This window comes from Streptomyces sp. IBSNAI002, from assembly GCF_052244475.1.
GTDB lineage: Bacteria > Actinomycetota > Actinomycetes > Streptomycetales > Streptomycetaceae > Streptomyces.
Genome location: NZ_JBQPXG010000003.1, coordinates 219,196 through 244,174 on the forward strand (window position 1 = coordinate 219,196; position 24,979 = coordinate 244,174).

A 24,979-nucleotide genomic window follows, 5' to 3' on the forward strand; every position below is an offset into this window, starting at 1 on the left:
GGGTGACGTCACATCAGGCGCGGCTGCGGCGTCGCATCCGCCAACCGGCCGCCGCGAGCAGGGCGGCACCCACGCCGCCAAGGGAGGCCGCGGACTTCTCCTTGCCCATAGTCATGCCGGACGGTCCGCTGTTGACGGACTTGGTGTGCGGCAGGGCCAGGTAGGGGAACGAGGATCCGAAGGGGACCTCGTTGGTGTCGACCCTGTCGCCGTCGGCGAGGGCCGGGACGAGCTGGCCGGTCTGGGCGGCGCCTTCGACGGCCTGCAGGGAGATGTCGATGACGTCGTCGGTCAGACGGCGTCCGTTGGGGAAGCCCGCGAGGTCGCCGGCGAGGACGCCGTACCGGTTCGGGTTCGCGGTCGCCGGGACGGCCATGTTCAGGCGCAGCTCTTCCGCGGGCACGATCTTGCGCAGGTTGGCGTCGCGGTTGAGGCGGTGGGCGTTGAGGTCGGCCTGGATGGGGCCGCACGCCTTGCAGATCCCGGTGAGGTAGATCTCGAACAGGTCGTTGCGCGGGGCGGGCGGGGCGGGGATGCCGTAGACCTGCTGGATCAGCTTGGGCAGGATCGGGTCGAGGACCTTGTCGACGACGGGCTGGACGGTGCGGTCCTGGTCGGGGTTGAGGGTGTTGAAGGCGTCCTTGAACTTCAGCGGGACGACGACCTCGTTCACCAGCGGGTTGCCCAGGCGGGAGACCTGCTTCCACTGGTCGCCGTGCTTCTCGCGGGAGTCGGAGACCTGCACCCCCTGGCGGTCGGTGGTCGACCAGATACCGACCACCGGGTTACGGGAGGCGTTACCGCCCAGCGCCAGGTACCTCTTGGGGATCTGCAGGGCGACGGAGTTGACGTTGTATCCCGCCAGGGTGTCCTGCCCGCGCTCGGACAGGTCCCCTCCGTAGAGGAGGTCGAAGACGCGCAGGTCGGCGAAGAACGGGTCTTCTGCCTGTCCGGCGAACGCCTTGCCGCCGCCCGGGAGGCCGCGCACGGCCTGCGCGCGCAGTGAGGCGTAGTTCGGCATGGAGGCGGGGCCGACGCGGGAGGGTGCGGCGGTCACGTTGGACAGCAGGACCTTGCTCTTGCCCTGCCGGGTTTCGACGAGGTCGTAGACCTGCCGGAAGTTCAGGTCGGGGTCGTTCAGGGTGGTGACGGGGCCGGTGTTGTAGAGGAACTGGTTGGCGGCGTCGCGGATCCGGTTCTTGAACCGCCAGGTGTAGGTGACGTCCGCGTTGCCGTCACCGTTGTTGTCGATCTTGATGTTGTAGCGGAGGTCCTCGCCGAAGGCGTAGAAGTTGGGGCCGCCGTTGGGTTCCTCGAAGGGGATCCAGTTCGCCAGCAGGGTGACGGTGTCGGACTTGTCGGGGCTGGTGAACGCGTACACGTCGGTGTTGTCGGCGCGCGGGTCGCCGGCGATCAGCGGCGCTTCGCGGTGGCTGGAGGCGGAGCTGACGCCCGGACCGAGGGTCAGGACGGCGAGTGCGGTCGCCAGTGCGCCGGAGCCGAGGACGAGCAGGGAGTGGTCAAGCATCCGGCGCCGGCCGGACGCCGCGGGTGTCGCCTTCACGGAGAAATGTTTCCTTCCCAGCGGGGTGCCTGCCGGGCTCTGCTCTGCGGCAGGGCACGGTGGCACAGGTCCGGGGTGGCGGTCGGCACCGCGGCGAACGAGGGGTTCGCGCTGTCCGGGCTGTGTCAGGAAAGGCAACGGGCTGACCAGGCGTCGGACACACCAGTACGCAAGGACTGCGCAGGCGGAAGGAAACCACGTCTCACTGCGGCCCCAGAGCGCACGCCTCACTCCAGGCTGCCGTGTCGGCGCCATGCAGGCGGCAAACCCGCAGGCCACGCTGGCGAAGACGCAGACAGGGGTCGGGCGCAAGGCATCCGCGACACGCTGTCACCGGTTAGCCCGAACGAGCCAACAACCCACTATTGCCTATGAGTTGCAAGAACCCTCACTGTGCATGAGGTCTGGAATCAAGGTCGGGCCCACGGGGACGGCAACCGGCAGGGGTCCGACAGCCGGCCAGGATTCGAGGGCCGACCCCTTGGCCGCTCGATGTTGACCGATCTCCGGACAAGTTTGACCGCTTACGTCTGATCAGTTCCGTTTGCTGCGTCTATCCCGGGTCTCTGTTCCGCGGTCGGCGATGATCGGCTCGCCGGGGCGTCCCGCACGTCCGGACAGGACAAGCCATCCAAGGAGTGGACATGACAGAACGGCAGAACGGCACCGTGAAGTGGTTCCACGAGGAAAAGGGGTACGGCTTCATCACCCCCGACTCCGGCTCGGACCTCTTCGTTCACTTCAGGGCCATCCAGGGGCACGGTTTCAAGAGTCTCAAGGAAGGACAGAAGGTGAGCTTCGTCGCCGTGCAGGGCCAGAAGGGCATGCAGGCAGAAGAGGTCCAGCCGCAGAGCTGAGCCCCGGTAGGGCATCACGCTCAGCGATCGGTCAGGATCACCTGTCAGGGAACAGGGGCGGCCCTTCCTCTGCTCTCTGGCGGGAAGTCGCGGTGCACGGGGCAGAGCACGCCCTGTCGGCCGGCCCAGGTCCGCCGCTTCACAGGAAGGGCCGAATCCCGTCGCCGCCGTCCGCTCCCGTCGGCCGGCCCTGCGGCCGCAGCAAGCCCGTGCCCGGTGCTGGGGCCAGGACAGCGGCCAGGGAGCGGGGCAGGACCTCGCGCCACCCCAGCAGCCGAAGCCCGCGCACTGCGGTACCCGCACGACACAGTTCGAGTCCGGCGCAGTCCGTCGGCTGCCAGCCTGAAGGCGATTCCATGCCCGCACGGTCCCCAGCCGCCGGACCGGCCGCACACGGACGCGGCTCCCGACACGCCCAGACCACCCGGCTGGAGCAGCCTTTTCGTTCGCCGCTTGGGCCGGGCGGGTGGCTTTCCCGCGGCCGACCTGTCCAGCGCGGCTGCGGTGCCGAATCCCTTACAAGCTATCGGCCACCCTGACCGAGGCACCACTACCAGGAGGAACCATGCGAAACCGCGCCGTGACCGCAGTATCCGCTGCCGTGCTCGCCGCCCTGTGCGCCGCGCCCGCCCTGGCCGCGTCCGACACCCCGCCGCAGACCTTGCCCGCCTACGACCACAAGGCCCTGAGCGCCATCGGGCTCACCACCGACCAGCGTCTGGTCGAGTTCGACGTCAACAAGCCCTCCAAGACCTGGTCGCTGGGCCGGGTCTCCGGCCTGTCCGGCGACACCAAGCTCGTCGGCATCGACTTCCGCGTCCAGAACGAGAACCTGTACGGCGTCGGCGACAGGGGCGGCATCTACACCCTCAACACGAGCAACGCCAACGCGATGAAGGTGTCCCAGCTGACCGTCGCGCTCGCCGGGAGCACGTTCGGCGTGGACTTCAACCCGGCCGCGAACCGGCTGCGGGTGATCTCCAACACCGGTCAGAACCTGCGCCACAACATCGACGACGCGGCCGCCCCGCTGACCACCACCGTCGACGGCACCCTCACCAACCCGACCATGCCGCCGTCGACCGCTATGGGGGTGACCGGCGCCGCCTATACCAACAACGACCTGAACGCCGCCACCGCGACGACCCTCTTCGATCTCGACACGATGGCCGACCGGATCTCCCTGCAGTCCCCCGCCAACGCCGGAACCCTCGCCCCCACCGGCAGTCTGGGCGTGGACGCCGCCCTCGATGCAGGATTCGACATCTACTACAACCCGGCCGCCGGGACGAATCACGGCTTCGCGGCCATCGCCCTCGCCACCGGCGGCGGCTACCGCCTCTACGCCATCGACGTGCTGACCGGCAAGGCCACCAACAAGGGCGCATTCCCCAGCAAGTACCAGGTCACCGATCTGGCCCTGCCCATCAACCAGAAGTAGCGGGGGCCGCTGCCGCAAGCGGGCCGGTCAGGGATCCACCCGACCGGCCCACCCGGCCACGATCGCCCATGCGACTTCGCGAGCTGCCGGCGGTCACGGACGACACGCTACGCACTGGCCATCTTCCATAGGAGTGCCCGCCGATCCGCCCCGCTGTTCGGCGGACCACGTCACTGGGGTGGATCGGGCGCGCCATCGCGTACTGTGCGACATCCCGTGAGTTCCCCTCGACGGTGCGCCCTCGGTGGTGCAAGCCGGCCTCTTGGGAGTGTCGTTGACCGACTCACTAGGCTGGCGGAGCTTCTTCGTCATCGGCTCGCCAGCTCGCAGTGCCTCCCTCTTGCGGGACATGGATGTACGAGCTGACCGGCTTCGAAGAGAAGGCCACCGAGCTCGCGCTGCCGGTGGCCGGGAACTCGTCTAGCCGGTCTTGCCACATGTTTCGCGGTGGTAGTTCTTCTCGCCGCGGGGTACGAGGCCCAGGTCCCGCTGAACGATGCTGATCTTGTCACCCCAGCTCCGACACGCCCTCTTCATGCCCTGCTCGGTGTACTCGATCACGATCACATTGTTGCCGAACGCGGCTGCGTAGTCTTCGCATTCGTCGTACTGGCCGCACTCCTCCACCACCGCGAAGTCGACACCGGCCTCCGCGCGGACCGAAGCCAACGCAGAGGTGTTCTTCTGGCCGATGGCCAGGCCCTTTGCGTGTGCCTGGACGGCCAGCAGCGAGAGGAACGCCTTCGCGTCGTCCGCGGTGAGCAGCCCGTGGGGCACGCGCGTGTAGCTGTCGTAGTTGTCCGGTTCGATGGCCTTGTAGCCCTTGGCTGCGCATTGGTCGATCCAGGCGTTCACCTTGTGTGCGATCCGCTTGCGCTTGGCGTCGGTGTGAATGTCCAGCACGGCCTCCCCCCATTCGTTGTCCATGACGACCTTGCCTGTCTCGTGGCGGAGCAGCAGATCGGCGTCCCACTCCTCCTCGGCGCCGGGCTGGGCCTGGAAGGCGTTGATGTAGCAGATGTTGTAGATCCCCGGCGCGGGCGGCGCCGTGTGGTCACGGGCGACGACGGACACTCCGGCCGACGGGGTGTAAGGACCGCCGAGCTGATAGTCGAAGTCCGCGTGCACGGGTGGAAGCGTCACCCCGGCCGGTCCCTTGGCCGGGGCGTCCTCCGTATCCTCACCACTCGAACAAGCGGCGGCGAAGAACGAGGCGACAGCGGCGAAGACCACGAGGGCCGCAGTAGACCGACGGGGAGGAATCCGGTTACGCATGCTCGACAGGCTCCAGACAGACGGGGAACATGTTCCCGCCAAGGACGCTGATAGCGTTCCGGGCGGCTCGTCTGCCCAGTTTGACGGCCGTCGCTCGATGGAGTGGTCGGTTCGTCCGGATGATCAGTACGCCGACGCCGCCCTCCCCCAGGCCCTGATGGTCGCAGGCCGGCTGCGCCCTGCCTGCCCGCGCTGCAAGCCCTCGCAATGAACTCTCCGTAGACCGCAGGCAGGGACAGCGGGTTCGCCGGCTGGCGCTCTGTGGAGTTCGCGCGCTGGCCCACCGCGGGGCCCGCCCCGCTCCTCGACCAGGCCGAATACGAGAAGACCGCCCAGGCACCAGTCGATTCGGCACCCTCCTGGACCGGGCGATGATCCACACCGGGCCGGTTCTCTGGCGCGCCTCGTACCGGCTGCCGGGGATGACCGGCCAGGATGAGGACTTCTGGGATCCGGTATCCCAACGACCAAGGAAGACAGGCCTGGATTGATCACCACGGAAGTTCAGCGGTGCGGAAGCACGCTCCTGATCGGCGTCAGCGGGGATCTCGACGCGGCCGCCGCGCCGGTTCTCCAGGGGGCGCTGGCGCAGGGCGCCGTGCATGAGGGGGTCCTCATGGTCGATCTTCAGGGCGTTGCGTTCATGGACTCCGCGGGCCTGCTGCTTGTTTTGGACCTGCACCGGCGGGCGGAGTGCCTGGGCCTGCGGGTCCTGGTCGTCGGCTGGCAGTCCCAGCCCCAGCGGCTGATGGCGCGGGTCGCCAGTATGCCGGGGCCCGGCTCGTCCACCGGTGAACGCTATGCGCTGGCGGGCTTTCGCCGCCTGATCGAGAAGCGAGCCTGGCGCGAGAATTTCGCGGACCTCGACGTGGCGCTCGACGGCCTCTAGCGGCATCTAGTGGACAAGCCGCCGACGGCCGGCTGTCGGCGTGCGGCGCAGCGGGAGGGTCGGTGGGCAGCGACGGCCAGTGCCCGGCTGGCCCGGGTCGAGGTCGTCGATAAGGTCCAGGAGCCGCAGGGGCTGGCGCTGCCAGTTGTAGGCGAAGAAGTCGATGCCCCGGCCATGTATGTGGGCGGCCATGTCCAGGAGGCGGTGCAGGCCGGTGACGTCCATGAACGTCAGGCCGCGCATATCGCAGACCACTACCGAGACCTGGCCGTCCGGAAGCGCCCACAGCCGTTCGAGGGCCGGCCGCGTGTCGAGGTCCAGTTCTCCCACTGGGCTGCAGTGCACGGTCGGACCGTAGCGGCGGATCATGATGTGGAAGTCGGGCTCCATGCCTCTCACCTTGCTACCCTGAGCGGCTTGACGCGTAGCCGACCCCAGGCCGGGATCAGGGCCCGTTTCGATAGTCGCCCCGCCCCGAGCACGGCAGCAAGCCGGGCAGGCCCCGGCGTCCCCTTTCGCCCGTCACGTCGCCGAACCCGTTCTCGCCCGCCCGCCTCCACGAGTGGGCCGAGCGCACCGGATCCTGAAGATCATCTTGTTGTCTCTTTGGCGCCTTCAGCAGGCCCGCCGGTCCGTCGGGCTGCTCCGCGGACATCAGTTCCGACAGTACGGCGGCGCCTCTGCCGGCCAGCACGAATGCAAGCGACGAACACGGAGTTCGCATGCATCAACCCGGAGGTGTTCATATCCTCCGACACCAACGACTACCGCAGCGGGCTTATGCAGCTCCTCGGCGTGCTGGACTTTCGCTCCTGCAACGACCGGCGCAAGCCCGTCATGGAGGCGCTCAAGCTCACAAGCGACCCAGGGCACCTACCTGCCGCTCGGCGAGACCATCGCGCGGGAGGGGGTGGTGTGCACGGACTGGATGTGGTTCGCGATCTTCACCCCGGCAAGGGGCCCACGCGCGTCATGCGCACGGTGTACGGGGCATGCGTCTTCCAGGCGCTGCGCGAAAGGCTGAGCTGAACGAACCCGTGTCACTCAGGATGGAGTGAGAGTGCTGGCCCGGCTACTGGTGGTCCGCAGTCGGCCGGCTGCGTCGTAGTGCCCACCCCGCGAGCACGGCGGCCGCAGCCATGGCGTACGCGGTTGTGCCCACGGTGTACCGGCCGTCGAAGGTCCGTCCTATGAGGTACGTGGCGGCGCCGGCGGCCTGGACGCCCAGCCATTCCCAGCGGCCGTCCAGGGCGACCAGTGCCACGAGGAGGAGTGCATACCAGGAGTAGCCGGGGGTCAGCAGGAGGAAGGTCGTGCCGGTGATCAGCAGGGCGCCGGCCCAGGGGCGCTCCCGATCTCCGTGCCGCACGACGTGCCAGGCGACGGCCAGCAGGGCGACGGCCAGGACGGGAAGGATCAGAGAGTCGGGGAGGAGCAGGCGCAGCAGGGCGTACCGATTCGTTCCCGAGGCTGTGTCGTCGTAGCCTTCCTCCTCGAGGTAGCCGCCGAGGTAGCCGAGGACCGAGCCCTTGGACATCAGCGTGTACGGCAGGTAGACCGCGGCCGCCACTGCGGCGGCGGGGAGGAGTACGGTCGCTGCGTCCCTGAGGCGCCGCACTCCTGAGAGGGCGCCGGGCAGTACCAGGGCGGGCAGGAGTTTGGTGGCGGCGGCCGCGCCGAGCAGGGCGCCGCCCGCACTGGGGTGCCGGGTGACGATGCCGAGGGCGAGGACGGTCAGGAGGGCGCCGAGTGTGTCGGCGTGTGCGTTGTTGACCGCTTCGATGGGGACGGCCGGGCACCAGGCCCAGTACGCGGCGTGGCGCACGTTACCGACTCGGCGCAGCACGAGCAGCAGGGCGCCGGTGACGCCGAGTGCGAGGAGCATTCCAGCGATTTGGAGTGGTTTGTGTCTGGCGTTGTCGGGGGCGAGGGTGCGGACGAGCAGGAAGTAGCCCTGGGCGACGGGCGGGTAGATGGAGTGGGCCTGGGGGCGGTTGATGCGGGTGCAGTGCGTCGTGCTGTCGTCGGGGGCGGGGATGCGGGCCCGGTCGGGATGTGCACAGGCGGCGCCGGTGGGGAAGAGCCAGCCGTCGCGCAGTCCCGCCAGCTGCGGGTCGGCCGGGGGGTGGTCGTAGGGGGAGATTCCGGCGGCCTGTACTCGTCCGTCCCATGCGTAGCGGTAGATGTCGGTGCTGGTGCGTGGGGGCGCGGCCAGGCCCGTGGCAGCTACCGCGATGCCGCCCGCCAGCACCAGCGCCACGGTGTGACGGACGGGCGTCTTGCGCAGTGACCAGGCTGCGGCGGCGAAGAGCAGCCAGCATGCCGCGTACCAGCAGGCCAGCCCGGCCGGATCGGTGTGGTACCCGTCGTTTCGGATGGTCAGGACCAGGACGGTGGTCAAGGCGGCCAGCAGGGTCGCGGTGCGGGCGGCAGGTGCACGGTTCACCGGTTCGCGGCTGCCGTTCCTGCTGTATCCGGCGGGTTCATCGGCCTGCCGACAGCCTTGCGGGGCGGCCGTGAACCCGGAGGGGCGCATCCGCGTGCCGGGCGGCTGTGTGGTGCGAGGGCGGTGGTCAATGGGGCCCGGACTGTGTCAGCAGGGTCAGAGCGGCGGCGAAGCGGGTCTGTGGGGCGGTGGCGGCCACGGCCCGTGCGTCGGCTGCGGTGTCGACGTCCCGCAGCACGGGCAGGTCCCGCACGGTCAGTCCGGCCTCGGTCAGCCGTCGGCGCTGCCGGGCGCCGGTGTCGGGGGCGTCCATCCGTACTCCGCGCAGCAGCGCGGGATCGGGGTGGGCCAGTCCCAGGGCCCAGAATCCCCCGTCGGCTGCCGGGCCGAACCATGCGTCGCAGCCCTGCCAGGCGTCCTGGGCGAATGCGGGCGCGAGGACGGCGGGGGTGACCTGCGGGGTGTCCATGCCGATCAGTACGGCCGGGCCGGTGCAAAGTCCGAAGGCCGCGGCGAGGCGTTCGTCAAGTGTGCCCGGTGCCTGCGGTGCGACCTCGATGCCGGGCGGAAACCAGGCGCCGGCAGTGCCCTCGAGGACAAGCACGCGTCGTTCGACGGGGGCCGCGAGCATGGCGTGGAGGGAGTCGCTGAGCATCGCTTCAGCCAGCCAGGCCGCCTGTCGGGGCGTGAACGGCGGGGTGAGGCGGGTCTTAACCCGGCCGGGCATCGGTTCCTTGGCAAGGATGAGCATCGTGGTCACCGCGTAGCCGCCCCACCGGACGCCGGAGCATGCCGGGGTGGCTCCGACAGCACCGCGCGCATGTCGTGCACCGCGTGCCAGGTACCCCTCCACGTTCCGGTGACCTTCGACTTCCCGGCCCGAGGCAGATACGGGACATCGACCTCGCTGACCCGCCAGCCCGCGTCGGCCGCGCGCAGGACCATCTGAAGCGGGTAGCCGCTGCGCCGGTCGGTCAGCCGCAGGCCGATCAGCGGCTTACGCCGGGCGGCGCGCATGGGCCCCAGATCGTGCAGGCGCAGCCCGATACGCCGGCGCACCATCTGGGACAGGGCAAGATTCGCGGCCCGCGCGTGAAGGGGCCAGGCCGCATGTCCCTGCGGGCGGCGTCGTCCCAGCACCAGGTCCGCCGTTCCGTCCGCCACTTGCTGTACGAAGGCGGGCAGCAACCCGGGGTCCAGGGAGGCGTCGCAGTCGCAGAAGCAGACGAACTCCGCCTCCGCCGCCAGCAGCCCCGTATGACAGGCGGCGCCGAACCCGCGCTCCGGCTGGTACACGACGGTCGCGCCGAGAGCGGCGGCGATGGCGCCTGAACCGTCGCTTGAGCCGTTGTCCACGACGATCGCCCGCCAGGTGGGCGGGATGCGTTCCAGTACCCAGGGCAGGGCGCGGGCTTCGTTCAGGCACGGCAGTACGACGTCCACCGTTACGGCGTTCTGGCGGGCCATGGTCTCGCTCCACGGGGCATCGAGTCTTCAACGGTGCCCGTCAAGCACCCTGACGGGCACTCGATGGGAAGGTCCTGAAAGAGAACGTGCTCGGCTCGAAGAGGGACATGATCTCCGTGCACAGCGGGAGTCCGCTGCTGCCGACGACGGCTCCAGAGCATCCGTTCCTTGATCTTGACGACCTCGTCGTCCTTCAACCGTTCGACGACTCGCCAGCGGATACCCATGAACGTGGCCACATGGGCCACGTTCCGGGAGGTCGGCAGTTCGCTTTCCTCCAGGGTGAGTTCAGCCACCTTGAGGAGCATAGCCATCGCCGATGGTCCCTGGTCGATGACACACCCGGATACCCATGTCGGCGTGTCCGGTGAGGCCGTGCGACGGCGGGGAGTGACCGCCGCAGGGGTCTTCCCGATCAGGTTCCACGCTGCGGGCTGTGCGCGAACTCCGCCATTCCTTCGGTGAAGCCGGTCTGCGCCCGCCAGCCCAGTTCGCGGGTCAGCCGCTGCGAGGATGCGGTGATGTGCCGTACGTCGCCGAGCCGGTACTCGCCGGTGACCACGGGTTCCGGGCCGTCATGTGCCCGGGCGAGCGCCTGAGCCATCTCCCCGACCGTGTGGACCTGCCCGCTGCCGGTGTTGAACGCACTCAGCATGCCGGGCTCCCGGCCGGCGAGGGCCTCCAGCACCAGCACGTTGGCCGAGGCCACGTCCCGGACGTGTACGAAGTCCCTGCGCTGCCCGCCGTCCTCGAACACCCGGGGAGCCTCCCCGCGGGCGAGCGCGGAGCGGAAGAAGGAGGCGACGCCCGCGTACGGGGTGTCTCGCGGCATCCCCGGACCGTAGACGTTGTGGTAACGCAGGGACACGGCCCGGCCGCCGGTCGCCCGCGCCCATGCGGCGGCCAGGTGCTCCTGGGCGACCTTGGTTGCGGCATACACGTTGCGCGGATCGAGTGGCGCGTCCTCGTCCACGAGCCCGGGCTCCAGATCGGCGCCGCAGTCAGGGCAGGAAGGCTCGAAGCGCCCGGCATCGAGATCCTCGCTCGTCCGTGGCCCGGGGTGTACCTGTCCGTGCCGGGGGCAGTCGTAGCGGCCTTCCCCGTAGACGACCATCGATCCGGCGAGGACCAGCCGGTTGACCCCGGTCTGCGCCATGGACGCCAGCAGCACGGCGGTCCCCACATCGTTGCAGCTCACATAGGCGGGCGCCTCGGTGAAGTCTTTGCCCAGACCCACCATGGCCGCCTGATGGCATACCGCGTCCACCCTGCGCAGCGTCCGAATCAGCGCATCCTGGTCCCGTACGTCCGCGTGGACCCATTCCGCGTCCGGGGCGGATGGGTGTGCGGCGGTCCGGTGGACCGCTGGCAGCTGGGTGTCGAGTACGACCGGGTCGTGGGCGCGGTCGGCGAGCGCGGTGGCGATCTGCGAGCCGATGAAGCCCGCTCCGCCGGTGACCAGTACACGCATGACCCCAACGCTAGGCCCTTCCCCCCCTGGGCTCCGGGGCGCGCCGCGCTGTCGTGGTGCTGGGAATGTGTTGACCGCTGTCCGGTCTGCAGGACGCACTTGGTAGGGGCGTCTACGGCTTGCCGTGCCCGGGGCGGCGTGAGTGGATGGAGGTGCGGCAGAAGATTTCTCAGGTTCCTGGAGCATGATCAGAGGTCGTGCAGTATGGCCGTCAACGAGCAGACCGAGCGCCCGGGACCGGAGCCGCTGGCCTCGTCGCGTGCTTCCCGAGTGCTTATGGCCGTGTGCCGGGTCACGGTCGCCCTGCTGTGGATCCAGAACCTCTCCTGGAAACATCCGCCGGACTTCGGGCACAGCAGTGACCCCCCGGAGGACCTCTACGCCTGGACCCTCAGAGGGGTGGACAACGAGGTCTTCGCCCCGTGGGCGTGGCTGGTCGAGCACGTGATCGTCCCCCACTTCGCGGTGTTCGCCTGGGGCGCGTTCGCGATCGAGGCATGCCTGGGAGCGTTTCTCCTGGTGGGTCTTGCCGCCCGGTTCTGGGCGCTGGTCGGTCTGGTCCAGACGACCGCCATCACCTTCTCCGTGCTGAACACCCCGCACGAGTGGTTCTGGTCCTATTTCCTCATGTATGCCGTCCATCTGGCGCTGCTGGCCACCGCTGCCGGGCGCGCCTACGGCGTCGACGGCGCTCTGCGCCCGCTGTGGCGGCAGCGGGGCGGCCGGCTGTCGCGGGTGCTGATCGCGGCGTCGTGAACCCAGGAAGGGGCTCCCATGCGTACTGCGCGCTCCGCCATTGGGCGCACGGCCGCCGGTCTGGGCATCGGCGCTGCGGCCAGCTGTGTCCTGGCCATCGCCGACGGCCCGCCGTGGCGGCTGGTCACGCTGGGCGGGACGGGGACGCTGGTGATGCTCGTCCTGGCCGCAGTGGCCGTGACGGCGGGGCTCGTGGAGTCGCGGGCGTTGATCGCCCTGGCCGGGGCGGGTTTCCTGGCCGCGGCCGTTGTGCAGCTGGTGCAGATCGCCTGGACCGGTGCGAACCACCTGCTCGGGGGCGACGGATCGACGGTGGCCCTGCTGCTCGGCTTCGCCGTGGGACTGCTCGCCCTCGGCCTCACCCCGGCGCCCGACGACCGTGATACCCCCACGTCCGCCACGGGAAGGCACGATCCCGCATGAACGTCGACAGTCTGTTGAAGCCCGTCCTGGCCACCGCCGCCGAACACGCGCCGGCCGTTGATGCCGAGTGCCGGTTCCCCACCGAGGCGGTAGCGGCTCTGGGCGCCTCGGGCCTGCTGGGTCTGACAGTGCCCGAACGGGAAGGCGGGCTGGGCGTAGGCCCGCGAGAGTTCGCCCACGTCACGGCCGAGCTGGCCGCCGTGTGCGGGTCGACGGCGATGGTCTACCTGATGCACGTCAGTGGCGCCATGACCGTAGCGGCCGCGCCGCCGAAGGGGATGCCGTCACTGGTATCGGCTCTCGCGGGAGGCGAGACGCTGGCCACGCTGGCGTTCAGCGAACCCGGGTCCCGCTCTCACTTCTGGGCGCCGGTCTCCCAGGCCGAGCGCAACGGCGGCCCGGATGCGCGGTTCACAGCGGACAAGAGCTGGGTGACCTCCGCCGGACACGCACAGATGTACATCACATCCGTGCTCTCCGCCGACGAGGCCGGCACCGTCGACCTGTACGCCATCGAAGCAGGCGACCCGGGCGTGTCCGTCACCGGGACGTTCCGCGGCCTGGGCCTGCGCGGCAACGCCTCCGCTCCGATGCGCTTCGACGTGACCGCCCCCGACCCCACCCGCCTCGGCGAGGCCGGCAGCGGCCTCACCCTGATGACCGAGACGGTCATGCCCTGGTTCAACCTCGGCAACGCCGCCGTCTCCCTCGGCCTGGCCCGCGCCGCCCTGGACGCCGCCGTTCGCCACACCAGCGCCGCCACCCTCCAGCACACCGGCCAGAGGCTCGCCGAGCTACCCACCATCCGCGCTCGCCTCGCCCGGATGTCGCTGCAGCTGGAGGCCGCGGACGCCTACCTGCGCGCAGCGGCGGGCAGCATCGCCGCACCCGACGAGCAGACCCCGTTGTACGTCCTCGGGGTCAAGGCTCTGGCCAACGACACTGCCCTGGCCGTCACCGACGACGCCATGCGGGTGTGCGGCGGTGCGGCGTTCTCCCAGCATCTGGCCGTCGAACGGTTCTTCCGCGACGCCCGGGCCGGTCACGTCATGGCCCCGACCGCCGACGTCTTGTACGACTTCTACGGCAAGGCCATCACCGGCCAGCCGGTATTCGGCTGAACCTGGACCGCCCGCACGTGCACATGCGCCCGGTGAAGGAGGGACCGAATGGAACCGCTGGTCGTGGGAGCAGTGGCCTACACCCCCAACGTGGTGCCCATCTGGGAGGGCATCCGCGACTACTACCGCACCGCACCGGTCGAGATGGACTTCGTCCTGTTCTCCAACTACGGCCGCCAGGTCGACGCACTCCTCGCCAAGACCATCGACATCGCCTGGAACACGAACCTGGCCTGGGTCCGCACCGTCCTGCAGAGCGATGGCCACGCCCGGGCACTGGCCATGCGTGACACCGACCTCACCTTCCGCAGCCACCTCGTCTGCCGCGCCGGGGCCGGCCTGCGCGGCCCCGCCGACCTCCGAGGCCGACGCCTCGCGCTCGGCAGCCGCGACTCCGCACAGGCGGCCATCCTGCCCCTGCACTACCTGCGCCGCGAAGGCATCAGCGACGGGGACGTGGAGCTGCTGCGGATCGACAGTGACATCGGGAAACACGGCGACACCGGCCGCAGCGAGCTGGATGCCATCCGGGCGGTCCTCGACGGCGACGCCGACGCCGCCGCGATCGGCATCACCACCTGGGAATCGATCGGCCGAGACGAACTCATGCCCGATGCCCTCGAGGCGTTCTGGACCAGCCCCACCTACTGCCACTGCAACTTCACCGCGCTCGACACCCTCGACACCGCCCGCGCCGACGCCTGGACCACACACCTGCTGGCCATGGACTTCAACAACCCCGAGCACCGCCGCATCCTGGAACTGGAGGGCCTCACCCGCTGGCTGCGCCCGCAGCTCGCCGGCTACACCGACCTCTTCCAAGCGGTCGAGGAACAGGAGATTGCGTCGCGATGGTGATCCTCGACCTCGTCGAGAAGCTCTCCGCCACGGCGGAGGGCGACACCGTCACGCTCCCCATCACCACACCCGCCCAGGCCGCCCTCGCCGCCTCCTGGTGCCGGCGCACCGGCAACACCCTCATCACCGCCGACGACACCAGCATCACCATCCGCAGGGGCCGCCCACCCGACCCGATCACCGCCCTGCCCCCGGAGCGCCGCCCCGGGGCACGCCTGTGGCTCTACACCAACTTCGACTGCAACCTCGCCTGCGACTACTGCTGCGCCCGGTCCTCACCACAGACAGCCAGACGAGCCCTGGGCGTGGACAGGGTAAGAGAGATCGCGAAAGCGGCCCCGGCCGCCGGGGTCCTGGAGATCCTGCTGACGGGCGGCGAGCCGTTCATCCTGCCCGACCTCGACGAGATCGTCTCCGCGTGCACCGCCGCGCTGCCCACCACCCTCCTCACCAACGGCATGCTCTTCCGCGGGCACCGCCTCCAAGTCCTCCAGGCCATGCCCCGCGACCGGCTCACCCTGCAGATCAGCCTCGACTCTGCCACCCCCGACCTCCACGACTCCCACCGCGGCAAAGGCACCTGGGCCAAAGCAGTCGCCGGCATCCGCATCGCCCTGGGCGAAGGCTTCACCGTTCGGGTCGCGGCGACCCTCACCACCGACGACCGGCACGAGGAGCATGAACTGCGAACCTTCCTGGACTCGCTCGGAATCACACGCGAGAACCAGGTCGTCCGACCCCTCGCCCACGAAGGCGCCGCGGACGACGGTCTGGAACTCACCGTGCAGACCCTGATCCCGGAAGTGACCATCACAGCCGACGGTGTCTACTGGCACCCCGTCGGCGCCGACGACGACGAACAGCTCGTCACCCGGAACGTCTTCCCCCTCGACGCCGCCATCGACCTCGTGCGAGAGCGATTTCGCTCATTCCGGAACACCGCCGACTCCGCAGCCCTCGCCTTCCCCTGCGCATGACCCGACCACACTCGACCCGAACGGCCGGAGTCCCCTGGCCTCGCGGGTGACGCTCCTACCCCGGCCAGATCGAGCGCAACTACGTGCGGCAGAGCACCTCAAGGCGATTCGTGTGCTCTCTGGTGGACCTGGGGCGGCCCGGCGACCTCCCCCAGAGACTGGGCGCCGGGCCTGGCCCGCACACGCCATTCCGGCACGGGCTGCAGCCGACCCTAACCCGCACCCCTACGAAGACGAACCAGCCGCGCCGCCTTCCTCACATGACGCGTGTGGCGACGACTATGGCCGACGCCACAACGCATCCAGGGATCAACAGCCCAGAACGGAAGTACCGCTCCACGAACTCGGTTCACCGAATTGCGACGCGGCACCGAACCCGGGGCGGCCGCTACATCCGGATCACGCCCGGAGGGAGCGTCGTTGGCCGACCGTCATGTGACCAGGGCTGCAGGCTGAGGTAGGCCCTGACATCTGACAGGCACACCAGCGCGCTGGGTGGGGATGTGGACACCACCGCGGGTGAAACCATCACCCGGGAGCTTGGCCGGGTCGGCAACTGTCAGATGCCAGGGTTAGGGCCCCGGCCAGAGAGTCGAAAGCGAAGGATCGCCGGCCGGGGGTGCGTCCCCGGTCCGTTCAACGACCCAACGGCCATCTGGTTACTGCCGGTTGCGGTCCCATCGCTTCGATGTGGCAGGGCATCGCCATGACAGCCTTCACAGCCGCTCGCACGGGCTGGCGTGCGCACCGTCCAGGCTCCGGACGCCTTTCCGGCGAAGCACCAGGACACCGAACCAGCCCTGCCCATCAGCCAGAAGCAGCCCTTCGCCCGCTCCCTCGATCGGTACACGTCCCGCGTCACAGAACCCGCTATGCAAGGGCCGGGCTCGTCCTGCCATGGCCCCGGCTACTGCTGGTCAAGCCGGTGGCCCTGCACGCCCCCGCAAAAGGGGGATGCAGGGCCGCCTGGCATTCCTGGGCCGAGGCAGGGGGTGCTACTTCGGCATCAGGACGCTGTCGATGATGTAGACGTTGGCGTTGGCGGTCTTGACGTTGCCGCAGACCACGTTCGCGGTGTCGTTGACCTTGTAGGCCTCGCCGGAGCCGGTGGTGGTGACCATGCCCTTCTGGAGGGTCTCGAAGCTGCCGTTCTCCAGCTGCTTGGGCGTGAGCTTCTGGCCGACGACGTGGTAGGTGAGGATCTTGGTGAGCTGCTCCTTGTCGGCGAGGACCTTGTCGAGGTCGGCCTTCGGGATCTTCGCGAAGGCGTCGTTGGTGGGGGCGAAGACGGTGATGTCCTTGGCGTTGTTGAGGGTGTCGACGAGACCGGCCTGCTTGACGGCGGCGACCAGGGTGGACAGGGCCGGGTTGTTGGACGCGGCAGTGGCGACCGGGTCCTTGGCCATGCCGTCGAAGGAACCCGCGCCATCCTTCGGCACGCCGGCGCAGGCCGGGCCGAAGGGCTTGTCGCCGGTCATCGTGTCGCCTGCCGGGGTACTGGCGTCGGTCTTGGCCTCATCGCCGGCGGCCGCGGTGGGGGCGGCCTTGGTGTCGCTGCCGGAGTCGGAGCAGGCGGCGAGCGAGAAGGGCAGCAGGGCGGCTGCGGCGACGGCGATCGCGGTACGGCGGATCTTCATGCTGTTCATTACGGTTTGCTCCTTGCGGAATTCTTCAGGGGTTTGAGAGGGATGCTGGTTGTGCTGCCGGATCCGGTCCTGAGCGGGCGGTCCGGTGGTCTAGGGGATGGTGACGAAGACGCTGTGCCAGCCGCTGGCTCCGTCGGGGATGGTCCGGGTGCGGTCTTCGGTCTGCACCGATCCGGTGCCGTCGGTGGCGCGGACGGTGATGGTGTGTCCGCCCGGGGTGGGGTTCCAGCGGTAGGACCACTGGCGCCAGGTGTCGATGGTGTCCTGGGCGGCGAGGTCTGCGTCCTGCCACGGCCCGTCGTCGATCCGGACCTCGACGCGGGTGATGCCGCGGCGCTGGGCCCAGGCGACACCGGCGACCGTGACGGGGCCGGCGGCGGGACGTCCGAACGGCTTGGGGGTGTCGATGCGGGCCTGTGTCTTGATGGGCGCCTTGCGGGCCCACTTGCGCTTGACCCAGTAGGGGTCGTAGGTGTCGAACGTGGTCAGTTCGATGTCTTCGATCCACTTGCAGGCGGACACGTAGCCGTAGAGGCCGGGTACGAGCATGCGGACGGGGAAGCCGTGGTCGAAGGGCAGCGGTTCGCCGTTCATGCCGATCGCGAGGATGGCGTCGCGGCCGTCCATGAGGTCCTCGACCGGTGAGCCGAGGGTCATGCCGTCCACGGAGCGTGCCACCAGCTGATCGGCTTTGCCGCCCTTCGAGGGAGGCCGGACGCCGGCCTCTTGCAGGAGGTCGGCGAGGGGGACGCCGAGCCAGCGGGCGTTGCCGATGTAGGGGCCGCCTACCTCGTTGGACACACATGTGAGGGTGATGTCGCGTTCGATGAGGGGGCGGGCCAGGAGCTGGTCGAGGGTGTAGGTGCGGGGCCGGGTGACGCCTTTGCCGTGGATCCGCAGCCGCCATGTGCCCGCGTCGATCTTGGGAACGACGAGTGCGGTGTCGACACGGTAGAAGTCCCGGTTCGGTGTCGTGAAGGGGCTGATGTCGGGCACCTTCAACTGGGCGCCCGCCGGGACGGCAGGGGCCGGTGAGGCCGGCTCAGGAAGGACGAGGGCGTTGCGGGAAGCCACGGCGCCCTCACCGCGCCGGCCGACGAGGAATCGGCCGAGTGCACCGGCGGAGGTGGCCGCACCGGCGGTCACGGCGGCAGCGGTCAAGAACCCCCTCCTGCTCCATCCCAAACTGTCGCTTTCGCCGCCCACAGCTGCGGGGGTCGATGCCTTGCCCGCCAGGAGATAGAGGATGCCTGCGCCGGCGGCGGCTCCGGCGAGCGAGGGCAGGGCGTCACCGATTCCGGCAGAGTCGGGCCGGCTCCAGGCCGCGGCCGCACCGGCGATGCCGAACAGCAACACGCCGGCTGCGCCGGTCCGCCGGTGGCGCAGGCTCAGCATGCCCAGGCCGATGGCGAACAGCGCGAGGAGGGCAAGGATCCCGAGCTGCAGGACGGTCTTGTCGTTCTCTCCGAACGTGCGGATCGCGAAGTCCTTGACCGGTGCCGGTGTCCGGTCGATGACCGCGCCGCCCACCACGGTCACCGGTCCCGCGGCGGGCCGCACCAGAGCGGCGACCAGCTCGGCCACGGCCAGAGCCGTGAACGCGGCCAGGAGTCCGGCCAGCGCGCCGAGCACGGCGCGGAACAGGGTGCTGCGGAAGCTGCTCACACCTCTCATTCGGCAGCACCCGCCCGGCGGATTGGCCCAAACCCCCGGGAGAGTGAACCGTTCGCCCGTGTTGCCTTCACGGCGCGGACGTGGCCGCCTTGGTGCGGCCCTGGTCACCGAGTGCGCGGTCGGGGCGGGCCGGGTCACGTCCGGGGGTGCGGTCGCCTGTCAGGCGGGCGGGCCACCAGGTGCGGTGTCCGAGGTCGAGGATGAGGGCGGGGACGAGGAACAGGCGTACCAGGAGGGTGTCGATGAGGACACCGAGGGCGACGATGCCCCCGATCTGTGCCAGGTAGAGCAGGGGCATGACCGTCAGCGCGGCGAAGGTGGCGGCCAGGATGAGCCCGGCGGCGCTGATGACGCCGCCGGTACTGGCCAGTCCCCGCCGTACCCCCGCTGGGGTGCCGAGCAGGACTGCTTCGCTGCGGATCCGGTGGACGAGGAAGATGTTGTAGTCCACCCCGAGCGCGACGAGGAAGACGAAGGAGAACAGCACCACGGCAGGCTCGGTGGCAGCGTCGCCGAGCAGCACGCGGAAGGCGAGCGCGGCGGTCCCGAACGCAGTGAGCAGGCTGACCCAGGCGGCCGCGACCAGAAGCAGCGGCAAAAGCAAGCAGCGCAGGAGCACGATCAGGACGGCCAGCACCACGACCAAGACCATGGGCGTGATCAGCCGGTGGCCGCGTACGGACGCCTGGTGCAGATCGGCGAGCTGCGCGCTCTGCCCGCCGACCAGCGCGTCGGTCCCGGCGAGCGCGGTACGAAGGCGGGTCACGGTGTGGCGGGCTCGGGCGCTGTCCGGGGGATCCGTCAGTGTCACCAGGATCTGCACCCTCTCACCGGGACCGGCGGGGCCGGGGGCGGTGGTGGTGGCCGCGACGCCCGCCGTCACAGCGATGCGGCGGCCGGCCTCGGCGGCGTGCGCGGCGGGAGCGACGACGGCCAGGGGGCTCGCGGTACCGGCGGGGAAGTGACGCGCCATGACGTGGTGGCCGGCAACGGAGGGCGAACCCGGAGGCAATGCCCGGTGCAGGGGCACCCCGCTTTGGGTGAGCAGCGGCGCGCATGCCGCTCCCACGGCCAGCAGGGCGAGGCAGCCCAGCCACACGCGGCGCGGCCGGCACTCGATCGCACGCGCCGACCGTGTCCACCAGCCATCCGCCCTGGCCGGCCGCAGTGCGCGTCGGCCGCATAGGAGGAGGACGGCCGGCAGGAAGGTCAGTGACACGCCGGCGCAGCAGCCCATGGCGATGGCCACAGCCGGTCCCAGCGCCCGCTCGGAGGGCAGGCTGCTGAACAACAGCGTCATCATCGCGCAGGCGATGGTCGCGGCGCTGGCCAGCACCGGCGGCGCGGTGGCCCGGCACGCGGCCGCCATCGCCCGGGCGGTATTCGGCTGCGTAACGAGTTCTTCGCGGTAGCGGGCGGCCAGAAGGAGGGCGTAGTCGGTGCTGGCTCCGACGACCAGGACGAACACGATGCCCTGGCTCTGCCCGTCAATGGGCAGCAGGCCCGACCGGGCCAGGACGTACAGGGCGGCGCAGGCCACGGCCAGAGCCATCAGTGCGCCCGTGATCACCAGCAGCGGCATCAGCAGGCTGCGGTAGACCAGCAGCAAAATCACCAGTACTCCACCGATAGCGACGGCCAGCAGAGCGCCGTCGGTCTTCGCGAAGGCGCCGTCGAGGTCGACCTGGGCGGCCGCGGGCCCGGCCACGTGCACGCTCGTGCCCGCGACGGAGGAAGCCGCCTGCCGGACGGCAGTGAGCTGAGCGGGCAGATCGTCAGGGCCGACGGAGATCACCGAGATCAGAGCCCGGCCATCGCCGGCAAGCACCGGGACGACGGCGGGGCCGGGAGCGGAAAGCCGGCCAGTGACCTGACCGGCCGCCTTCCGCTGCGCCAGGGTGATCCGTTCGCTCTCGGCGCGCGGGGTCCAGATCACGGCAAGGGGCAGCGGCTGGCCGGCGGCGGCCGGATTGAGCAGTCGTGCCGCCTCGGTGGACTCCGCACCTGCCGGCAACTGCACCACGTGGCCGGCCTGCGTCACCTCGCCGAGACGGACGGTGAAGGGGCCGGTGGCGACAGCCAGAACCAGCCACAGCAGCACTACGACTAGTGACCTTGCATGGTTGAGCCTCAACGCGAAGCCATCCCTCTGTGTTGCCGCCGCTGCCGCCCCACGGGCTCCGTCCGGCAGCAGAGCACGGGCGCCTGGGTTGCTGTCCTCCTCTCGTTTCGGCACGGCACAGGGACCGGGATGGGCGGGAGCGCCGGAGATCACCCGAACGGCTGCCGCGTATTGGCCACAGATTCACGCAATCCGGCAGATGGTTCGTCCCGAATCATCCGCATAGGGCCTCGAAAGTGCAGGGGCCATGAAGCACAGCGATCGAGCAGTTGAAGGAGGTGAGTGCGATGACCGCATCTCTGCGCGTGCGGCGGCTGGTTGCCGGAGCGGCCTCGGCCGGGCTGTTGGCCGGTGCGTCCGCGCTGGGCGTCTCCGCCACGGCACAAGCCGCGCCGGCACCGTCCGCGGTGGCCTCGACGGTCACCGGCGACCGGGACCACCGGCATGACCGGTGGGACCGAAACGACCGCCATGACCGGTGCACCTGGGCCAAGGGCCACTGGTCACAGAAGTGGGTCAAGGGCCACTGGGAAGGCAAGTGGCACCAGGGGACCTGGCACCACGGCTACTGGGACCACCACGGAAAGTGGCACGACGGATGGTGGGGCAAGGGCTACTGGAAGCAGCACTGGGTGCCCGGCCACTACATCAGCCATTGGGTCCCCGGCCACTGGAACTGCCACGCCAAGTGGTGACCGCTGGCCAGCTGCGGTGGGGCTCCGGGTTCACCGGAGCCCCTACTGCGCTTCCCTTCCGCCCGGCCCCGGTCCCGGGGACCGCTCACCTGGAGGAATCACCATGGACACCGCCCTCACATCCCGCGCGTGTCCGGCCACCCTGCACGTCCAGCTCCCATCGAGTGCGCAGGCGGCGCGTCAGGCGCGTCAGGGGGTCGTACGAATACTGGCCCTGGAGATGGAAGGGGCACCCTGCCCCCGCAGTGTCGCCGAGGACATCCTGCTCGTCGTATCCGAGCTGGTCACCAACGCAGTTCTGCACGCCGATGGGCCCTATGCGCTCACCTTCAGCCTCGAGAAGGGACGTGCCGGTATCGCCGTCAGCGACGGCTCCGGCGACCTGTCCGGCCACCATGACGGCACCCAGCGGATTGGGCCGGGCGGCCGCGGCCTGAACATCATCCGGGCGCTCGGCGCCGATCTCTTCGTCTGCCCGTCCGACCACGGCAAGCAGGTCATCGCAGTCCTCACCTGGGGCACTTCGCCGAATCATGGCCCCTGACCGATGCACTGCAGCAGAGCCAGGCCGCTACACAGACCACGGCATTGGTTCCGGAGGCCCTGACCGGCCTTGCACATCGCGCTCAGCCCCGCCGCCTGGCGCTGTACTGCTGATGGTCGCCATGACTGATGTCGTCGGCTGTCCCCGTCCTCACGATGGGTCGCGGCCTCGGGAGTGCGCAGCTGGACGGGCGAGAGTGACTCATCGCGATCCTGCCCGACGGCAACCGCAGTCAAGATGACGGCATAGCCCTCGTCGAGGCCGCCACCCGTACTGTCGCCTCAGCCGTCAATGTCATACCGGAAGGGCATCCCGAGCCGTGTTATGTGGAGATGCAAAGGCGGCTCTCAGCTTCCTTTGAGGTTGCTGCGGTACGGATGGAAACCATGACCGACACCGCACCGTCCCCCACCACCGTTCTCGTCGTGGACGACGAGCCGAACATTCGTGATCTCCTGTCCCAGACCCTGCGCCTGGTGGGCTTCGACGTCGCGGTGGCAGCGACCGGGTTCGACGCACTGACGGCCGTAGAGTCAGCCTGCCCTGGTCTCATCGTGCTGGACGTCATGCTTCCCGATCTCGACGGATTCGAGGTGGCGGCCCGGCTGCGGGCAGCCGGTCAAGAGGTGCCGGTGCTGTTCCTCACGGCCAGGGACTCCCAGGACGACAGGATCCGGGGGCTGACCGCTGGCGGTGACGACTACGTGACGAAGCCGTTCAGCCTGGAGGAGGTGGTGCTGCGGATCCGGGCGATCCTTCGCCGCACCCGTTCAGGAAATGGTCCGCGCACCGAGGAGGCTCCCGATGCTGTGCTGCGCTACGCCGACCTCGAGCTCGACGAGGACCGGCACGAGGTGCGCCGCGCCGGCATGCGCATCGACCTTTCACCGACCGAGTTCAACCTGCTGCGCTTCCTGCTGGAGTATCCGGGCCGGGTGATCAGCAAGGCCCAGATCCTGGACCGGGTGTGGTCCTACGACTTCGGGGGCGACAGCCGGATCGTGGAGTCCTACGTCTACTATCTGCGTCGTAAGCTCGACTCCACCGGCCCCCGACTCATCCACACCGTCCGCGGCGTGGGGTACACCTTGCGGCTGCCGCACGGAGACCGGTGATGCTGTCCGGGCCCCGCCGGTGGCGGCACTGGACGCTGCGGTCCCGGCTTGTCGTGGTGAGTGCCGCCTTGACCGCGGTCGCCCTGATCGGCGCCAGCACGGCCGGGGTGGTCCTGCTGCGCTCGTACCTTGTCGACCGCGTCGACCGGCAGCTGTCCGTTCCCGGCTGGGGAGGCCAGCAGCAGCGGCTGGTGCGCAGCCTCGCCGACCCTGCGCCGGACGGGCCGCGCGCCCCCGCGTCCGGCGACCAGTTCCTGTCGGGGGTGTTCGGTTCCGACGCCCGGATCTACCTGTTCGAGCAGGGCGGCAAGCGTGTGATGTACCCGATGGACGACCCCGAACCGGGCCCCGCCCTGCCATCGGTGGCGGAACTGGCCGGGCATGCGGGTGTTCCGTTCACCGTTCCGGGAGAGGACGGGGGCGCCGACTGGCGGGCCGTCGTCAAGGTGGTCGAGCCGACGGCCGGCCTGGAGCAGGGCGGGTTCATCGTCACGGCCATCTCCCTGGCTCAAGTGGAGGAGACCACGGACCGGCTGATGCTGATCGACGCAGCCGTCGTGGCCGGCGCGCTCGCGCTGCTGGGGGCGGGGGCGGCGTTCCTGGTCAGGGTGGGCCTGCGCCCTTTGACGCGGATGGAGGCCACCGCCGGGCTCATCGCGGCAGGAGACCTCTCACAGCGTGTCCCGGATACGGATCCCCACACGGAGCCGGGCCGGCTGGGCGGCGCGATGAACGCGATGCTCGGCCGCGTGGAGTATGAGATCGAGGCCCGCACGGCCTCCGAACTGAAACTGCGGCGCTTCCTCGCCGATGCCTCGCACGAGCTGCGCACCCCCCTGACCTCCATCCGGGGCTTCGCCGAGCTCTACCGGCGCGGTGGTGACCCGGTGGACGCCATGCGGCGCATCGAGGCGGAGGCGGCGCGGATGGGGGTTCTCGTGGAGGATCTTCTGATGCTGGCCCGGCTGGACGAACAGCGGAAGCCGGAGCAGCTGCCCGTCGACATCCTGGAGCTCACTTTGGACGTGGCGCGGGCTCTGCACGCCCGTTCCACGAGCCGTGTCGTGCGGATCCTGGACCTGGACGAGTCGGGCGCTCTGATCGAGCCCATGACGGTGATCGGTGATCCGCTGCAGTTGCGGCAGGTGCTCGGCAACCTGCTGGCCAACGCCGACCGGCACACACCTCCCAGCGCGGAGATCACCCTGCGGCTCGGCTCCAGGTGCCCCGATGCGCTCGGCCCGGCCGTCGCGGCCACGGGCAAAGCGGGGCCCGGTGACCGTCCGGCCGCGGTCATCGAGGTGGCCGACACGGGCCCCGGGGTGCCGCCCGGGCATGCCCCGTACGTGTTCGAGCGGCTCTACCGCGCCGACCCTGCGCGCACCGGCGGCGGTGCGGGTCTGGGGCTGTCCATCGCGGCCGCGATCGTGGAGGCGCACGGCGGTCGGCTGGATCTGGCGGCGCGGCCCCCCGGTACGGGCGCGACGTTCCGGGTCATCCTGCCGCTTTCATGACGCGCCGCCGATTCCCAGGTGGCTTTGAGGTCGGGCCCAGGGTCCGCTGAACCTGGGCTGCCAGCATCACCACTCGTACGGACACGCGGGCCGCGTCAGCGGCCGGCGGTAGTCGGATTCAAGG

The 24,979-nt window shown here is 69.8% G+C and carries 24 protein-coding genes; 13 read left to right on the forward strand and 11 right to left on the reverse strand.

The features are described 5' to 3' along the window. Window positions 1-13: 13 nt before the first annotated feature. Window positions 14-1,528 (reverse strand): DUF4331 domain-containing protein, encoded by a 1,515-nt coding sequence (locus tag ACTVZO_RS40885; RefSeq protein WP_443303758.1) that lies wholly within the window; start codon window positions 1,526-1,528, stop codon window positions 14-16. A gap of 680 nt (window positions 1,529-2,208) precedes the next feature. Here ACTVZO_RS40885 and ACTVZO_RS40890 point away from each other — a divergent pair. Further along, window positions 2,209-2,421: a cold-shock protein gene (locus ACTVZO_RS40890; protein WP_443303651.1), complete on the forward strand. Its 213-nt coding sequence runs from the start codon at window positions 2,209-2,211 to the stop codon at window positions 2,419-2,421. 139 nt (window positions 2,422-2,560) lie between these two features. On the opposite strand, the gene ACTVZO_RS40895 is transcribed toward ACTVZO_RS40890, so the two are convergent. Then, a complete protein-coding gene (locus ACTVZO_RS40895) occupies window positions 2,561-2,779 on the reverse strand; it encodes a hypothetical protein (RefSeq protein WP_443303652.1) in 219 nt (72 codons plus the stop codon). A gap of 207 nt (window positions 2,780-2,986) precedes the next feature. On the opposite strand from ACTVZO_RS40895, the gene ACTVZO_RS40900 reads away from it, so the two are divergent. Continuing rightward, entirely contained in the window at window positions 2,987-3,862 is an 876-nt protein-coding gene (locus ACTVZO_RS40900; RefSeq protein ID WP_443303653.1) for a DUF4394 domain-containing protein, read from the forward strand. Between the two features lie 420 nt (window positions 3,863-4,282). Here ACTVZO_RS40900 and ACTVZO_RS40905 read toward each other — a convergent pair whose 3' ends face one another. Then, the gene (locus tag ACTVZO_RS40905) at window positions 4,283-5,137 is read right to left on the reverse strand and encodes an endo alpha-1,4 polygalactosaminidase (protein WP_443303654.1); all 855 of its coding nucleotides are present in this window, start codon (window positions 5,135-5,137) and stop codon (window positions 4,283-4,285) included. A 487-nt stretch (window positions 5,138-5,624) separates the two neighbouring features. Here ACTVZO_RS40905 and ACTVZO_RS40910 point away from each other — a divergent pair, with 487 nt between their 5' ends. Then, window positions 5,625-6,026 (forward strand): STAS domain-containing protein, encoded by a 402-nt coding sequence (locus tag ACTVZO_RS40910; RefSeq protein WP_443303655.1) that lies wholly within the window; start codon window positions 5,625-5,627, stop codon window positions 6,024-6,026. Between the two features lie 6 nt (window positions 6,027-6,032). Here ACTVZO_RS40910 and ACTVZO_RS40915 read toward each other — a convergent pair whose 3' ends face one another. After that, window positions 6,033-6,416 carry an STAS domain-containing protein gene (locus tag ACTVZO_RS40915; RefSeq protein WP_443303656.1) on the reverse strand — a complete coding sequence of 128 codons (384 nt, stop codon included), beginning with the start codon at window positions 6,414-6,416 and terminating at the stop codon, window positions 6,033-6,035. 306 nt (window positions 6,417-6,722) lie between these two features. On the opposite strand from ACTVZO_RS40915, the gene ACTVZO_RS40920 reads away from it, so the two are divergent. After that, a complete protein-coding gene (locus tag ACTVZO_RS40920) occupies window positions 6,723-7,055 on the forward strand; it encodes a hypothetical protein (RefSeq protein ID WP_443303657.1) in 333 nt (110 codons plus the stop codon). 43 nt (window positions 7,056-7,098) lie between these two features. Here ACTVZO_RS40920 and ACTVZO_RS40925 read toward each other — a convergent pair whose 3' ends face one another. The 4 genes from ACTVZO_RS40925 to ACTVZO_RS40940 form a co-directional block, all read right to left on the reverse strand. Beyond that, entirely contained in the window at window positions 7,099-8,472 is a 1,374-nt protein-coding gene (locus tag ACTVZO_RS40925; RefSeq protein ID WP_443303658.1) for a glycosyltransferase 87 family protein, read from the reverse strand. 127 nt (window positions 8,473-8,599) lie between these two features. Further along, the gene (locus tag ACTVZO_RS40930) at window positions 8,600-9,223 is read right to left on the reverse strand and encodes a TIGR04282 family arsenosugar biosynthesis glycosyltransferase (protein WP_443303759.1); all 624 of its coding nucleotides are present in this window, start codon (window positions 9,221-9,223) and stop codon (window positions 8,600-8,602) included. A gap of 5 nt (window positions 9,224-9,228) precedes the next feature. After that, the gene (locus ACTVZO_RS40935; RefSeq protein WP_443303660.1) at window positions 9,229-9,939 is read right to left on the reverse strand and encodes a glycosyltransferase family 2 protein; all 711 of its coding nucleotides are present in this window, start codon (window positions 9,937-9,939) and stop codon (window positions 9,229-9,231) included. A 415-nt stretch (window positions 9,940-10,354) separates the two neighbouring features. After that, window positions 10,355-11,410: an NAD-dependent epimerase/dehydratase family protein gene (locus tag ACTVZO_RS40940; RefSeq protein WP_443303661.1), complete on the reverse strand. Its 1,056-nt coding sequence runs from the start codon at window positions 11,408-11,410 to the stop codon at window positions 10,355-10,357. 204 nt (window positions 11,411-11,614) lie between these two features. Between ACTVZO_RS40940 and ACTVZO_RS40945 the strand changes: the two genes are divergently transcribed. Genes ACTVZO_RS40945 through ACTVZO_RS40965 form a run of 5 tightly spaced genes read left to right on the forward strand, consistent with a single transcriptional unit; the run spans window position 11,615 to window position 15,545 of the window. Continuing rightward, window positions 11,615-12,166, forward strand: a complete 552-nt coding sequence (locus ACTVZO_RS40945; RefSeq protein WP_443303662.1) for a DoxX family protein — start codon at window positions 11,615-11,617, stop codon at window positions 12,164-12,166. A gap of 18 nt (window positions 12,167-12,184) precedes the next feature. Continuing rightward, complete coding sequence (locus ACTVZO_RS40950; protein WP_443303664.1) at window positions 12,185-12,589, forward strand: Rv1678 family membrane protein; 405 nt, start codon at window positions 12,185-12,187, stop codon at window positions 12,587-12,589. After that, on the forward strand, window positions 12,586-13,710 hold the full coding sequence (fadE16, locus tag ACTVZO_RS40955) for an Rv1679 family acyl-CoA dehydrogenase (protein WP_443303665.1): 1,125 nt from the start codon (window positions 12,586-12,588) through the stop codon (window positions 13,708-13,710). Before ACTVZO_RS40950 ends, fadE16 begins: the two co-directional genes overlap by 4 nt. A gap of 48 nt (window positions 13,711-13,758) precedes the next feature. After that, the gene (locus tag ACTVZO_RS40960) at window positions 13,759-14,568 is read left to right on the forward strand and encodes an Rv1680 family SBP-like protein (RefSeq protein ID WP_443303666.1); all 810 of its coding nucleotides are present in this window, start codon (window positions 13,759-13,761) and stop codon (window positions 14,566-14,568) included. Further along, window positions 14,562-15,545: an Rv1681 family radical SAM protein gene (locus tag ACTVZO_RS40965; RefSeq protein WP_443303667.1), complete on the forward strand. Its 984-nt coding sequence runs from the start codon at window positions 14,562-14,564 to the stop codon at window positions 15,543-15,545. The genes ACTVZO_RS40960 and ACTVZO_RS40965 overlap by 7 nt, the downstream gene beginning before the upstream one ends. 995 nt (window positions 15,546-16,540) lie before the next feature. Here the strand turns inward: ACTVZO_RS40965 and ACTVZO_RS40970 are convergent. The 3 genes from ACTVZO_RS40970 to ACTVZO_RS40980 form a co-directional block, all read right to left on the reverse strand. Then, the gene (locus tag ACTVZO_RS40970) at window positions 16,541-17,191 is read right to left on the reverse strand and encodes a fasciclin domain-containing protein (protein WP_443303668.1); all 651 of its coding nucleotides are present in this window, start codon (window positions 17,189-17,191) and stop codon (window positions 16,541-16,543) included. A gap of 90 nt (window positions 17,192-17,281) precedes the next feature. Beyond that, a complete protein-coding gene (locus tag ACTVZO_RS40975) occupies window positions 17,282-18,865 on the reverse strand; it encodes a molybdopterin-dependent oxidoreductase (protein ID WP_443303669.1) in 1,584 nt (527 codons plus the stop codon). Window positions 18,866-18,932: 67 nt separating this feature from the next. Further along, the gene (locus tag ACTVZO_RS40980; protein WP_443303670.1) at window positions 18,933-20,966 is read right to left on the reverse strand and encodes an MMPL family transporter; all 2,034 of its coding nucleotides are present in this window, start codon (window positions 20,964-20,966) and stop codon (window positions 18,933-18,935) included. Between the two features lie 308 nt (window positions 20,967-21,274). Between ACTVZO_RS40980 and ACTVZO_RS40985 the strand changes: the two genes are divergently transcribed. The 4 genes from ACTVZO_RS40985 to ACTVZO_RS41000 all read left to right on the forward strand — a co-directional run bounded on the left by ACTVZO_RS40985 (window position 21,275) and on the right by ACTVZO_RS41000 (window position 24,855). Next, on the forward strand, window positions 21,275-21,682 hold the full coding sequence (locus ACTVZO_RS40985) for a hypothetical protein (RefSeq protein WP_443303672.1): 408 nt from the start codon (window positions 21,275-21,277) through the stop codon (window positions 21,680-21,682). A gap of 103 nt (window positions 21,683-21,785) precedes the next feature. Beyond that, window positions 21,786-22,226, forward strand: a complete 441-nt coding sequence (locus ACTVZO_RS40990) for an ATP-binding protein (RefSeq protein WP_443303673.1) — start codon at window positions 21,786-21,788, stop codon at window positions 22,224-22,226. A 386-nt stretch (window positions 22,227-22,612) separates the two neighbouring features. Beyond that, window positions 22,613-23,341, forward strand: coding sequence for a response regulator transcription factor (locus ACTVZO_RS40995; RefSeq protein WP_443303674.1), 729 nt, complete (start codon window positions 22,613-22,615; stop codon window positions 23,339-23,341). Continuing rightward, on the forward strand, window positions 23,341-24,855 hold the full coding sequence (locus tag ACTVZO_RS41000) for a sensor histidine kinase (protein WP_443303675.1): 1,515 nt from the start codon (window positions 23,341-23,343) through the stop codon (window positions 24,853-24,855). Before ACTVZO_RS40995 ends, ACTVZO_RS41000 begins: the two co-directional genes overlap by 1 nt. The last annotated feature ends 124 nt before the right edge of the window (window positions 24,856-24,979 follow it).

What these genes read in the sequence shown, in the direction of transcription:
- ACTVZO_RS40885 (WP_443303758.1), bottom strand. Translation starts at nt 1,528, where the DNA reads ATGCTTGACCACTCCCTGCTCGTCCTCGGCTCCGGCGCACTGGCGACC.
- ACTVZO_RS40890 (WP_443303651.1), top strand. Translation starts at nt 2,209, where the DNA reads ATGACAGAACGGCAGAACGGCACCGTGAAGTGGTTCCACGAGGAAAAG.
- ACTVZO_RS40895 (WP_443303652.1), bottom strand. Translation starts at nt 2,779, where the DNA reads ATGGAATCGCCTTCAGGCTGGCAGCCGACGGACTGCGCCGGACTCGAA.
- ACTVZO_RS40900 (WP_443303653.1), top strand. Translation starts at nt 2,987, where the DNA reads ATGCGAAACCGCGCCGTGACCGCAGTATCCGCTGCCGTGCTCGCCGCC.
- ACTVZO_RS40905 (WP_443303654.1), bottom strand. Translation starts at nt 5,137, where the DNA reads ATGCGTAACCGGATTCCTCCCCGTCGGTCTACTGCGGCCCTCGTGGTC.
- ACTVZO_RS40915 (WP_443303656.1), bottom strand. Translation starts at nt 6,416, where the DNA reads ATGGAGCCCGACTTCCACATCATGATCCGCCGCTACGGTCCGACCGTG.
- ACTVZO_RS40920 (WP_443303657.1), top strand. Translation starts at nt 6,723, where the DNA reads ATGCAAGCGACGAACACGGAGTTCGCATGCATCAACCCGGAGGTGTTC.
- ACTVZO_RS40930 (WP_443303759.1), bottom strand. Translation starts at nt 9,223, where the DNA reads ATGCTCATCCTTGCCAAGGAACCGATGCCCGGCCGGGTTAAGACCCGC.
- ACTVZO_RS40935 (WP_443303660.1), bottom strand. Translation starts at nt 9,939, where the DNA reads ATGGCCCGCCAGAACGCCGTAACGGTGGACGTCGTACTGCCGTGCCTG.
- ACTVZO_RS40940 (WP_443303661.1), bottom strand. Translation starts at nt 11,410, where the DNA reads ATGCGTGTACTGGTCACCGGCGGAGCGGGCTTCATCGGCTCGCAGATC.
- ACTVZO_RS40945 (WP_443303662.1), top strand. Translation starts at nt 11,615, where the DNA reads ATGGCCGTCAACGAGCAGACCGAGCGCCCGGGACCGGAGCCGCTGGCC.
- ACTVZO_RS40950 (WP_443303664.1), top strand. Translation starts at nt 12,185, where the DNA reads ATGCGTACTGCGCGCTCCGCCATTGGGCGCACGGCCGCCGGTCTGGGC.
- fadE16 (WP_443303665.1), top strand. Translation starts at nt 12,586, where the DNA reads ATGAACGTCGACAGTCTGTTGAAGCCCGTCCTGGCCACCGCCGCCGAA.
- ACTVZO_RS40960 (WP_443303666.1), top strand. Translation starts at nt 13,759, where the DNA reads ATGGAACCGCTGGTCGTGGGAGCAGTGGCCTACACCCCCAACGTGGTG.
- ACTVZO_RS40965 (WP_443303667.1), top strand. Translation starts at nt 14,562, where the DNA reads ATGGTGATCCTCGACCTCGTCGAGAAGCTCTCCGCCACGGCGGAGGGC.
- ACTVZO_RS40970 (WP_443303668.1), bottom strand. Translation starts at nt 17,191, where the DNA reads ATGAACAGCATGAAGATCCGCCGTACCGCGATCGCCGTCGCCGCAGCC.
- ACTVZO_RS40975 (WP_443303669.1), bottom strand. Translation starts at nt 18,865, where the DNA reads ATGAGAGGTGTGAGCAGCTTCCGCAGCACCCTGTTCCGCGCCGTGCTC.
- ACTVZO_RS40985 (WP_443303672.1), top strand. Translation starts at nt 21,275, where the DNA reads ATGACCGCATCTCTGCGCGTGCGGCGGCTGGTTGCCGGAGCGGCCTCG.
- ACTVZO_RS40990 (WP_443303673.1), top strand. Translation starts at nt 21,786, where the DNA reads ATGGACACCGCCCTCACATCCCGCGCGTGTCCGGCCACCCTGCACGTC.
- ACTVZO_RS40995 (WP_443303674.1), top strand. Translation starts at nt 22,613, where the DNA reads ATGACCGACACCGCACCGTCCCCCACCACCGTTCTCGTCGTGGACGAC.
- ACTVZO_RS41000 (WP_443303675.1), top strand. Translation starts at nt 23,341, where the DNA reads ATGCTGTCCGGGCCCCGCCGGTGGCGGCACTGGACGCTGCGGTCCCGG.